The organism is Geminocystis sp. CENA526 (genome assembly GCF_050753365.1).
In the GTDB taxonomy this organism is placed as follows: Bacteria; Cyanobacteriota; Cyanobacteriia; order Cyanobacteriales; family Cyanobacteriaceae; genus Geminocystis.
The window spans coordinates 1-9134 of record NZ_JBLZFY010000136.1 but is presented as its reverse complement, the minus strand read 5'-3'; the positions used below and the strand labels follow the sequence as shown (position 1 = coordinate 9134).

At 35.4% G+C, this 9134-nt stretch carries 7 protein-coding genes; 3 read left to right on the top strand and 4 right to left on the bottom strand.

Features of this window, described 5'->3' with window-relative positions:
* Positions 1-250: 250 nt before the first annotated feature.
* Together ACN4EE_RS20785 and hetL are read right to left on the bottom strand one after the other, a co-directional pair.
* The gene (locus tag ACN4EE_RS20785; protein WP_431708418.1) at positions 251-529 is read right to left on the bottom strand and encodes an RNA recognition motif domain-containing protein; all 279 of its coding nucleotides are present in this window, start codon (positions 527-529) and stop codon (positions 251-253) included.
* Between the two features lie 172 nt (positions 530-701).
* Positions 702-1502, bottom strand: a complete 801-nt coding sequence (hetL, locus tag ACN4EE_RS20780; protein ID WP_431708416.1) for a heterocyst differentiation pentapeptide repeat protein HetL — start codon at positions 1500-1502, stop codon at positions 702-704.
* A 1218-nt stretch (positions 1503-2720) separates the two neighbouring features.
* Between hetL and pgsA the strand changes: the two genes are divergently transcribed.
* The 3 genes from pgsA to hemL all read left to right on the top strand — a co-directional run bounded on the left by pgsA (position 2721) and on the right by hemL (position 5776).
* A complete protein-coding gene (pgsA, locus tag ACN4EE_RS20775; RefSeq protein WP_431708415.1) occupies positions 2721-3233 on the top strand; it encodes a CDP-diacylglycerol--glycerol-3-phosphate 3-phosphatidyltransferase in 513 nt (170 codons plus the stop codon).
* Between the two features lie 133 nt (positions 3234-3366).
* Positions 3367-4188 carry an SAM-dependent methyltransferase gene (locus ACN4EE_RS20770; protein ID WP_431708413.1) on the top strand — a complete coding sequence of 274 codons (822 nt, stop codon included), beginning with the start codon at positions 3367-3369 and terminating at the stop codon, positions 4186-4188.
* A gap of 286 nt (positions 4189-4474) precedes the next feature.
* Positions 4475-5776, top strand: a complete 1302-nt coding sequence (gene hemL, locus ACN4EE_RS20765) for a glutamate-1-semialdehyde 2,1-aminomutase (protein ID WP_431708412.1) — start codon at positions 4475-4477, stop codon at positions 5774-5776.
* A 186-nt stretch (positions 5777-5962) separates the two neighbouring features.
* Here the strand turns inward: hemL and ACN4EE_RS20760 are convergent, their stop codons facing one another.
* Together ACN4EE_RS20760 and ACN4EE_RS20755 are read right to left on the bottom strand one after the other, a co-directional pair.
* The gene (locus tag ACN4EE_RS20760) at positions 5963-6862 is read right to left on the bottom strand and encodes an amino acid ABC transporter substrate-binding protein (RefSeq protein ID WP_431708411.1); all 900 of its coding nucleotides are present in this window, start codon (positions 6860-6862) and stop codon (positions 5963-5965) included.
* A gap of 145 nt (positions 6863-7007) precedes the next feature.
* On the bottom strand, positions 7008-8888 hold the full coding sequence (locus tag ACN4EE_RS20755; protein ID WP_431708410.1) for an alpha-amylase family glycosyl hydrolase: 1881 nt from the start codon (positions 8886-8888) through the stop codon (positions 7008-7010).
* Between the last annotated feature and the right edge of the window lie 246 nt (positions 8889-9134).

The following is a 9134-nucleotide window of genomic DNA, read 5'->3' as shown; positions in this document are numbered from 1 at the left end:
GTAAAATAAAAAATGACAACTAATTTTAGAAAAAATATTCTCGACACCCGCATATTGTGTCGCAATACATCCCACAGCTAAAGCAATCGATGCTCTTTGCGAAGTTGTTGTAAGTCTGTTAAGGGTTCGATCGATTTTGGAGTGTCAAGTTGTTTCACTCACTAAGACTTAATGGAGTAGTTTTAAATTTTGAGACGAAAAAAAAGACTACGATAGTAGTCTTAAGAAAAATTAACTAATTAGAAAAAGATTAGTTGCGGAAATTTCTACGACGATCTCCACCTTCTTCTCTGGGTTTGGCTTTATTTACCTTCATTTGTCTTCCCATCCACTGAGCCCCGTCTAAAGTCTCAATAGCTTTTTCTTCTTCATTGTCGTTAGACATTTCGACAAAACCAAAACCACGCATTCTCTTTGTTTCACGATCGACAGGTAAATGTACACGCTTCACTTCACCATAATCAGCAAAGACGGCTTGTAAATCTTCTTCTGTAACATCGTAGGATAAATTTCCAACATATATGGACATAAGCTCACTCCAAAATCTTAATTTACACATTTGGTAATTGAGACGACGGACATGAATCTTTCCATATTGGATGGGAAATAAAACCTTTCAAGACTGGAATCAAACACTGTTACCGAAACGAACCTCAAATTAACACCATTTTAAATTTAGCATATTCTGTAAAACATTGTCATTAACTGTCAAAAATAGCATCGACAAAATTGACATCTTTTAAGATTGCCCCTGTTAAATCTGCACCTCGTAAATCAGCTTTAAAGAATATCGCCCCCGTTAAATCGGCATAACTTAAATCTGCACCCCGTAAGTCAGCTTCCGTTAAATCTGTAGGCAAATTATCATTTTTTGTATTTAGATGTGATCGACATAATTTAGCCCCTTGTAGATTGGCTTGATATAAAAGCGCTTGGGATAAATTACCATAACTCAAGTTAGCATGACTAAGATTAGCATGACTAAGATTAGTACGACAATCAGAATTAGGACGTAAATCCACATCAATCATCATGGCATAGGATAGCTGACTATAACTTAAATTAGCACCACATAAGATCGCTTTTATGAAATTCGCCTTTTCCAGATTTGTCTCTACTAATTTAGCACTACTCAAATCCGTATCCCTAAAAATACTATTAGATAAATTAGCAAAACTAAAATCTGTACCCCAAAGAATCGCCTCGCTAAAATCAGTTTTTTGAAAATTGCAATGGTTGAAATTAGTGCGCCCTAATCTTGCTTGACGTAAATCACTGTGAGAAAAATCGGCGAGGGATAGATTTAGTTTAATAATTTCTGCTTCTATGAGTTTAACATGACTAAAATTTCTTTCCCCTTGACTGTATGCTTTTAAAAGCTGTTCTACTTCCATGTTAATTTTTTCGGTGATATGTAGATTGTCGGGTAAGTAGAGGGAATTGCTTCCCTTTTCTCCCCTAAGAACCGTACGTGCAAGTTTCCAAGCATACGGCTCAAGCATTCACATAAAACACTGGAGTACAGTGCTTTTAATTCGTAAGTACGGTTTTTCCATCTCTTGAATCATAGATTCCTGTCAGTTACGATTAAGGTGTTACCTTATCTATCTTTTCCATAACAGTTAAAAGATTTTCTCCGATTGTATTATGAATTGTGAATACCAGTTAAAAGTCAGCACTCTTTCGAGTTAGGTATTACCCTATCCATCAGGTTATGTATTCCCTTTTACTTGCGTAATGATGGCATTCGCTTTCTTTAACATCCTTTACCCTCTATGTCGTCATTCAACATTACTATCTCCTTACTCAGTTACCTGAGAACATATAGGGCTTACCCTGTTTCACATCTTTGAGATACGATGAATTTAGAAGAACGCTATACTCCGAAGGTTTTATAGTCATCTAATATACACTATAAAGAGGTGCATATCTTTTATTATACAATCGTTAAATCGCATAAATTAACCTCAGTCCTCCCCCAATCTAACCTTAGCGAGAAGGCATAGTATAACGGAGCTTCAGTCGCATTATTCTACTTCATATTCATCTTTACCTAGCCAAGTCTTTGATTGTTAGATTTTTCTCTGATTTGACATTTAACCCTCTAGCTGTGATACCTTCCAATTACTCGGAACGCACCTTCGGGCGGTAACGCAAGAGGATGACTCTCTGGCTTGATAAATCAAGACTCTTTAGATGCAACTTAGCAGGTCGCACCTTATTTTATCAGGATTTACGAAACAATAACTAGAACTTAGGCATGGACACTAAATGTATTTCGATCGATTTTAAACTATAGCAATCAGGAATCATTTATGAGAAATTTAAACTAAATTCCCCCTTTATTTAAGCAGGGCGTTTTCATTCTCGAAATTGTATTTAACTCAAAACTATAATTGATAAGAAATCTAGCTATTTTTTCTGATTAGAAAATCAATTATTATTAAAAACCATGATATTTTTGTAGAAATTTAAGTTAAATTTATTTAACGATCGCTATTAGACGTGTAATTCATTACACGTTGGGATAATGGTTTCAACTCATAACTCGCTGTGTAATAAATTCCACAGCTAATATTTTCGTTCAATGAATTGAACTAATAAAAAGCAATTTTACCCCGACTTTGAAAAAACCCTGTTGATAGAGATGGGGGAGAGGGGGAAGATTTACTTAATTCATTGTTAATTGTTCATTGTTAATTATTCATTGTTCATTGTTTATGAATATACCTAATTCCATTACATTAAGTCGAATTTTACTGGTTATACCTTTAATTTACCTGTTATATCAGCCCTCGATCGAACTTCAATGGTTAGCTTTTGCTATCTTTATCATAGCCTCCTTAACGGATTGGTTAGACGGTTATTTAGCCCGAAAATTAAATCAAGTTACCGAATTAGGTAAATTTTTAGACCCATTAACCGATAAAATTTTAGTCATAACTCCCTTATTAATCCTCATTGAAAGACAAATTATTCCCGCTTGGGGAGTATTAATTATTATTGTCAGGGAAATTGCCATTGCAGGTTGGCGAGTTAATCCTCAATTAAGTCAAAAAGACAGTATTTCAGGGGCAAATATTTGGGGTAAATTAAAAACCGTCTCACAAATTTTAGCCATTGCCTTATTAATTATTCCTTTAGTGGGGATATGGCAAACTGTGGGAATAATTTGTTTTTGGCTATCGGTACTATTAACGATTATTTCTGGTTTAATTTATATTATGGAATGAGAATTTAATAAAATAAAATAGTTTATTTTAAGAGATTGCTTCGTACCTCGCAACGCAAAGCGCCTCGCAATGACAATCCGACTTAATTAAATTATTGAATTTCCATTCCTCTTTATTCTGTTTAGGTAAAATTATGGGTTATTTTGACACACTAATCGAAAAATTTGAAGACAATCCAGCCTTAGAAGAAGCCTTCGGTAAACATATTCATTGGGGTTATTGGGAAAATCCCGACAACGCTACTGGCACTCTTTTAGACTTTGCTATGGCGGCGAATAATTTATCTCAATTAGTCATTAAAACCGCACAAATTCAAGACGCAGTGAGTATTCTTGATGCTGGTTGTGGTTTTGGCGGTACAATTAGCTTATTAAATGATTCTTTTCATAATCTCAATTTATACGGTGTAAATATCGATAATGCACAGGTTGAAAGAGCCAGAAAAAAGATTCTTCCACAGAATAATAATAACATCCAATTTATTAATGCTAATGCCTGTGATTTACCTGATTTTAATCTCTTATTTGACTATTCGATCGCCCTGGAGTGTATTTTCGCTTTTCCTAGTCGAGAAATATTTTTTCAACAAGTAAGAAAAAACTTAAAACCTGCTGGTAAATTAATTATTGTGGACTTTATTATTAACCCTAATATGAGGAAATTTTGGTTATGGTTTGAAAATCAAATTTTGAGTAAACTAATTACCGATACCTATGGTTCAAAAGCGACAAATCAAGTCAAATTTATTGGCATTAAAGAGTATGAAAATATCGCAAAAAATACAGGATTCAAACTAGAAAAAGTTATAGACATAAATAAAAATGTCCAACCAACTTATCCAGTTATTAATAAAATAATTGTTGATAATTTTAGTGACTTAATCACCGCAAAAGGTTTAGAAATTTTTAGTCAATTCAATTTAATTAATTATCAAATTTTAGTCTTTTCTTCCTAACTTATTCCATCGAGTCCTAGTAAAAAAAATTTTAGTTATTCAAGATTGAGTATGATAAATTGCTAAGACGGAAAAATCAAGTTATTAGAAGTTACGCACTTGTACCGAAAATCAAACGATTGAGATTCCTTCGCTACTCTCGGAATGACAAAATATCATTTAGAGATGCGTAAATCTTGGTTATGATAATTTTTAATTAAGTACTGCCCTTTGATTATTCCCTATAAAGCGAACTCAGGTTAAAATAGATGGGTTGTATAAGAATATAAAAAAGAAGGAAATAATTTTGGTTAATACATCATCTTTTAATACTACAAAATCAGAAGAAATTTTTGCTGAAGCTCAAAAACTAATGCCGGGGGGGGTTAATTCCCCTGTGAGAGCGTTTAAATCCGTTGGTGGGCAACCCATAGTGTTCGATCGAGTCAAAGGGGCTTATATTTGGGATGTGGATGATAATAAGTATATCGACTATGTTGGTTCTTGGGGACCTGCTATTTGTGGTCATGCGCACCCCGAAGTGATTACAGCTTTAAAAGAAGCCTTAGAAAAAGGTACAAGTTTTGGTGCTCCTTGTGCGTTAGAAAATACCCTTGCAGAAATGGTAATTGAAGCCGTACCCAGTATTGAAATGGTGCGTTTTGTCAACTCAGGTACAGAGGCTTGTTTGTCAGTTTTGCGTTTGATGCGCGCCTATACCAAGAGAAATAAAATCATCAAATTTGAAGGATGTTATCATGGACACGGTGATATGTTCTTAGTACAAGCAGGTTCTGGTGTGGCTACCCTTGGTTTACCTGATTCCCCCGGTGTACCAAAATCCGTTACCGCCGATACCTTAACCGCACCCTATAACGATTTAGAAGCGGTGAAAAAAATCTTTGCGGAAAATCAAGGAGAAATTGCAGGGGTAATTTTAGAAGCGGTGGTGGGTAACTCTGGCTTTATTCCTCCTGATGCTGGTTTTCTCGAAGGTTTAAGGGTATTAACCCAAGAAAATGGGGCTTTATTGGTATTCGATGAAGTAATGACTGGTTTTCGTATTGCATACGGTGGTGTACAAGAAAAATTCGGCGTTACCCCTGATTTGACTACTTTAGGTAAAGTTATCGGCGGTGGTTTACCTGTGGGTGCTTATGGTGGTAAAAAAGAAATTATGGCATTAGTTGCGCCTTCGGGTCCAATGTATCAAGCAGGTACTTTATCAGGAAATCCTTTGGCTATGACGGCAGGAATTAAAACCCTTGAATTATTACAAAAACCCGGTACTTATGAATATTTAGACAAAATCACTACAGAATTGATTACAGGTTTGCTCGATCGAGCTAAAAAAGCAGGACATCAGGTAACAGGAGGCAATATAAGCGGTATGTTTGGGATGTTTTTCACGGGCAATCCTGTGCATAACTACGGTGATGCGAAAAATGCTGATACCGCTAAATTTGGACGTTTTCATCGGGGGATGTTAGAAAGAGGGGTTTATTTAGCACCCTCTCAATTTGAAGCAGGTTTCACTTCGATCGCCCATACAGAAGAAGACATCCAAAAAACCTTAGCCGTAGCAGAGGAGGTGTTTAAGATTATTTAGGGATTAGAAGGAGTAAGGAGTAAGGAGTAAGGAGTAATGAGTAATGAATAAGGAGTAAGAAGTAAGGAGTAAGGAGTAAGGAGTAAGGAGTAAGGAGTAAGGAGTAATGAGTAAGGAGTAAGGAGTAATGAGTAATGAGTCAATAATTGTTAATTGTTAATTGTTAATTGTTAATTGTTAATTGTTTTAATATCGTTCATCAATATTAATCCATTCATAACCGTTGATGATGCCTTGAAAATAATCCGCTATTGTCTCTATGGGATAGGGCGTATTACCATTGACTCCGAACCATCGATCGTAAATATCAATGGCACTTGGTGTATCGGTGACAACCCCTTGCATAAATTTAACGATGCTATAGTTAACAGTGGTACGCCAAGCCGAATCATTTTCAGGGATTGTACAAGCATAAGATTCGATCATATAAGGAAATTCAGGCACAATTTCATATTGTTGGGAATTATCAGCTTGTTTTTTCAAATTTTGCAATAATATCCCATCTCCAGCAAAACCGTCTATTTCCCCTTTGGTTAACTTTTCCATGCCTTCTTCTTCACTGGTAAAAAAGATTAATTGCGCCCCTTGAGCAAATATTCTCATGGCTTTTTCATTAGTGGTGTTAGGAATTACGCCAATTTTTGCCCCTTTCAAGTTATCGCTATTGGCAAAACCACTACCCTTATTAACAATCATCTGTGTACCACTAGCAAAGTAACTCACGGCAAAGTCCACAATTTTTTCTCTTTCCCATGTCACCGTAGTCGAACCACATTCGATGTGAATAGTACCATCTTTGATTTTATCAAAACGAGTATCAGGATCAACTACAATTAATTCTAGTTTAATGGGTTTTCCTAATTGTTTCTCCGTTTGCGATCGAATTAACTCTAAAATATCTAAAGAATAACCCACGGGTTTTCCCGTCTCATCCACAAAAGCAAAAGGGGGAGTATCTTCACGATAACCTGCTCTAATTACTCCTGTACTTTTAATCTGATTAAAAATTTCTCCAGCGAATACTGGTATTTGTACACCGCAAACGACTGAACACGACAGTACGATCGAAATCAATTTATTAAACATTCTTAGTAAAAATTCCTCACACAAAAGAATAGATAACAAAATAATAATAGAATATAGTTTGTATTAAAACTTGAAAAAATCGTTAAGGTTGAGTGCATCTTTTGAGAATGAAAACGCCCTAGCTTACTAAGGGGGGGATAAAACATTATGGAGTATTCCAAAAGTCAACCCATTTCGCAATTCCTTCTTCCGCTAAAATCCAACGTCTCACGGCGATATTTTCTCGGATAACTTCTTGATTCCCTTTGACTAAGGCATATTTATAGGCAATAGCTTTACCTGCACTTTCGTTAAAGGAAATTTCTCCAAACCAAGTATTCGGGTTAATATATTCCAATCGATAGCCTTTAGTAATATCCCAATTACCTAATTCTGGACAATCTCCCGTTACAATAATGGATTCTCCCAGTTTTGTACTGATACCATTAATTTGCACTCTGACGATGGTTTTTCCTTTGACTTTATTCCCCATAAGGCTAAAAACGAAGACACTTTGAGGAGGTAATTGTAAATTACTGACATTACCATTAATTACTTCGATCGAACTTCCTGTTAACATACAGTAATATTCATCATCCATTAATTCCGTGTTAGTTAATTGAATGGTTTGATGGGTATAGGATTTATTGATACACACTAAACAACGAAAATCTCGATAACGTCTCAAAAAACAGTAAATATCATTGTTGATATATTTTTCAACTTGACTACCTAAAGACACGGCTGGATTAATTTTTCTGAGTTTGGATAGCTTACTTAAATCTTGATAGATAGGGGTATCAGTATCCCATTTTTCCATCATAGGGCGATTATAGGGATCTTCACCGCCGTTAGTGTCATTATGTAAATATTGTTCAGTGCCATAATAAATACAAGGAATCCCTCGACAAGTCATAATCAAAGCCACTGCTAACCTTAAAGCATTGCCATCGGGGTTAAGACTGCCAAAACGAGGCATATCATGGTTATCAAAAAAAGTGATTAATTCCGTAGCGTTATTATAAAGATAGTCAAGATTAAAGACTTCTTGTATTAAATGGAAGCCCCCGGTAGCATTTTTAGCCAAACATTCCCGAATAGCGCCCGATAAGCCAAAGTCTAATATAGACATTCCCGATTCATTGGCAAAATTCGGAGATTTACCATCTTTAGGGTTACTAAAACCCCACTCTCCAAAGGCAAATAAATCTGGGCGATGGGTTTTCAAGTCTCCTAAAAATTCTTGCCAAAACCATAAGGGCATATGCTTAACGGTATCAATTCTCAAGGCATCAATACCAATATCTAACCATTGTTTAATAGCACTTTTAATATAATTACGATATTCGATATTACTTTCATTAAAGGTAGCTAAACCTGCCATTTCATAATATAAAAGTTGATATTCGTTTTCCCAGTCGGTAATTTCGGGATTATGATAATACCAGTTATGAGTATCGTTATAAAAATCTGCGATTAAGACTCCATCATCATAAAGTTTCCCTTTTTCGCCACTAACATCTGGACTGCTATGATTACACACTATATCGAGAATTATTTTAATGCCTAAACTGTGGGCTTTTTCTACTAATCGATTTAAGGCGGTACATTTTGACAGAGAATTTTCCTCCCCTAATGCCAAAAAACGAGGATTGATACGTTTGAAATCTTTTGTCCAATATCCGTGCATCGGTGCGTTATCGAATTGTAGAGATTCCACTTGCTCAAATAAGGGCGAAATCCAAAGTGCCGTTATCCCCATATTTTTGAGATAGTCTAGTTTATCGATGATGCCTTGTATATCTCCTCCCCAATATTTCCCCCAATAGTGTCGAGAGAGATCATATAAGTTAGGATTAAAACCGGGGTTGTTTCGATCGTCTCCATCCAAAAATCGATCGACAATGATAAAATATATAGTCTCCTGACGAAATTCGATCGATCGGGTAAACAAAAATTCCCAATTAAACTCATCTTTTTCTGTAGAGAGGGAGACGTGACAACCTGCGGCGGCTTTGACGGCGGGAGTTTGATGTGAAAAAGTCATAGAGAATGCAGCTAATTAATTTATGCACCTCGATCGTATCATTTCCCTATAGTTTAAGGCATAACCATTATTTTTTTTTAATATTTGAATACTCACCTCAGTTCGAGATAACATTTAGGCTAAATCGATCAAATAATAATAAGATTTGATTAAAAATAATTATAAATTGATTTTTTATAGTGATTTAATAAATTTAATTAAGACTTTATAGCATTTTCTTCCCCCTCTTCCCCCTCTTCCCCCTCT

What these genes read in the sequence shown, in the direction of transcription:
- ACN4EE_RS20785 (WP_431708418.1), bottom strand. Translation starts at nt 529, where the DNA reads ATGTCCATATATGTTGGAAATTTATCCTACGATGTTACAGAAGAAGAT.
- hetL (WP_431708416.1), bottom strand. Translation starts at nt 1,502, where the DNA reads ATGCTTGAGCCGTATGCTTGGAAACTTGCACGTACGGTTCTTAGGGGA.
- pgsA (WP_431708415.1), top strand. Translation starts at nt 2,721, where the DNA reads ATGAATATACCTAATTCCATTACATTAAGTCGAATTTTACTGGTTATA.
- ACN4EE_RS20770 (WP_431708413.1), top strand. Translation starts at nt 3,367, where the DNA reads ATGGGTTATTTTGACACACTAATCGAAAAATTTGAAGACAATCCAGCC.
- ACN4EE_RS20760 (WP_431708411.1), bottom strand. Translation starts at nt 6,862, where the DNA reads ATGTTTAATAAATTGATTTCGATCGTACTGTCGTGTTCAGTCGTTTGC.
- ACN4EE_RS20755 (WP_431708410.1), bottom strand. Translation starts at nt 8,888, where the DNA reads ATGACTTTTTCACATCAAACTCCCGCCGTCAAAGCCGCCGCAGGTTGT.